This is a genomic window from Stenotrophomonas sp. STEN033 (genome assembly GCF_056856655.1).
Genome location: NZ_JBXFWM010000127.1, coordinates 1 through 2,134, shown reverse-complemented (window position 1 = coordinate 2,134; position 2,134 = coordinate 1). Strand labels below are relative to the sequence as shown.

Here is a 2,134-nt window from a genome sequence, read left to right as displayed (position 1 = left end):
TTCTAGGCTTCTAGGCTTCTAGGCTTCTAGGCTTCTGAACTTCTGAGCCTCAAAGCCCTCCCCGACTTCCCACCTTCACGCCACCCAAGCCCACAAACGCAAACGGCCACCCGAAGGTGGCCGTTGCTGCAAACAGGCGGGGCCTGTTGGCGGGATTACTCGGCGGCCTTGGCAGCCAGGCGAGCAGCCTTGGCCTGCTGGGCAGCAGCCAGGTCTTCCTTGATGCGGGCAGCCTTGCCTTCCAGGCCACGCAGGTAGTACAGCTTACCGGCGCGAACCTTACCGCGGCGCTTCACTTCGACCGAGTCGATGATGGCGCTGTGGGTCTGGAAGACGCGCTCGACGCCGTAGCCGTGCGAGATCTTGCGCACGGTGAAAGCGGAGTTCAGGCCAGCATTCTTGGTGCCGATCACGACGCCTTCGTAAGCCTGCACGCGCTCACGGTTGCCTTCCTTGACCTTCACGTTCACCACGACGGTGTCGCCCTGGCTGAACTTCGGCAGTTCGCGGGTGATCTGGGCGGATTCGAATTCCGCGACGATGGACTTGTTCAGCTTGCTCATTGGGTTACACCGATTGTTCGGGGTGGGCGTGTCTGATCGACAGCTTAGGCTTATACAGTCGCCGGATTGCGCTGCACGTTATTGTTCTGGCTCCACATCAGGCCATTCAGCCGACGGGAACTCGCAATTCTAACCTACTGACCGCCGCCGGCGCCAGTAGCTTGCTTGAACGAATCTGCAAGCGCTTGCCGGGCTTCGCCCAGCAGCTTGCGGTCGGCCTTGTTCAGGCCCGCCTCGTCCAGCAGGTCCGGGCGACGCAACGCGGTGCGCAGCAGGGACTGCTGGCGCCGCCAGGCGGCAATGGCCGCATGGTTACCGGAGCGCAGCACGTCCGGCACCTCCCCCAGCGCATGGCTGGCCGGGTGGCTGTAGTGCGGGCAATCCAGCAGACCGTCGCCTTCAAAACTGTCCTGCACCGCCGATTCGGCATCGTTCAAGGCGCCGTCCTGCAGGCGGGTGACCGCATCGATGATCACCGCCGCACCCAGCTCACCGCCGGACAGCACGTAGTCACCGATGGAGATCTCCTCGTCCACCTCGCCCGCCAGGAAACGTTCGTCCACGCCTTCATAGCGGCCACAGAGCAGGATCATCCGCGGCAAGGCCGCCAGCTCGCGCACCTTGGCCTGGTCCAGCGGACGGCCCTGCGGGCTGAGGTAGATCAGCGGCGCCGGGGTCGGATCGGCCGCTCGGGCCGCCGCCAGGGCCGCCCGCAGCGGCTCGATCAGCATCACCATGCCGGGGCCACCGCCGAACGGACGGTCGTCCACCCGCCGGTAATTGCCCTCGGCATAGTCACGCGGGTTCCAGCCGTGCAGCTCCAGCAGCCCCCGCTCCTGCGCACGACCGACCACGCCCAGCGCGGCCGATTGGGCAAGGAACTCGGGGAACAGGCTGATGACATCTACACGCACGGCTTCAGAACTCCGGATCCCAATCGACCACGATCAGGTTGGCGTCGAAATCCACCGACTTGATGAAATCGTCCATCACGAACGGCACCATCCGTTCGCGGTCACCGCGCACTACCAGCACGTCATTGGAGCCGGTATTGAACAGGTGCGACACCTGGCCCAGCTTGACGCCCTCGACGGTCTGCACGTCCAGGCCTTCCAGATCCACCCAGTAGTATTCGTCCGCGTTCGGCGCCGGCAAGGCGCTGCGGGCAACGTAAATCTCGGTGCCGCGCATGGCCTCGGCCACATCGCGGTCGGTCACGCCCGGGAAGGTTGCAACCAGCGTCTTGCCCGACTCCCGGCCACGTACGCCGGTCAGCTCGGACTCCTGCCCCGCGGGGGTACGCAGGATCCACGGCTGGTATTTGAAAATGGCGGAACGGGGCTCGGTCCAGGACTCAAGCTTGATTTCGCCGCGCACACCAAAAACGCCGGCAACCCTGCCCAGCAGGATCCGGCGCTCGATATCTTTCTTCATATAGCAGTCGGGGGGGGGGGGGGGGGCGGGGCCCCCCGGCCCGCCCCCGCGGGGGCGGGTTGGGGGGGGGGGTGGTTTGGATTGTTGGGAGTGTGGGGGGGAGGTGGGGGCGGGGGGGGCGGACCCACGGACCAGTG

At 65.5% G+C, this 2,134-nt stretch carries 3 protein-coding genes; all 3 read right to left on the bottom strand.

What is annotated here, in order from left to right; translation table 11 throughout:
* Positions 1-155: 155 nt before the first annotated feature.
* Positions 156-563, bottom strand: a complete 408-nt coding sequence (gene rplS, locus AC1VXC_RS21030; protein ID WP_293716960.1) for a 50S ribosomal protein L19 — start codon at positions 561-563, stop codon at positions 156-158.
* Between the two features lie 134 nt (positions 564-697).
* A complete protein-coding gene (gene trmD / locus AC1VXC_RS21025; RefSeq protein ID WP_313170575.1) occupies positions 698-1,477 on the bottom strand; it encodes a tRNA (guanosine(37)-N1)-methyltransferase TrmD in 780 nt (259 codons plus the stop codon).
* A gap of 4 nt (positions 1,478-1,481) precedes the next feature.
* Positions 1,482-1,997, bottom strand: a complete 516-nt coding sequence (gene rimM / locus AC1VXC_RS21020) for a ribosome maturation factor RimM (protein WP_481540005.1) — start codon at positions 1,995-1,997, stop codon at positions 1,482-1,484.
* Between the last annotated feature and the right edge of the window lie 137 nt (positions 1,998-2,134).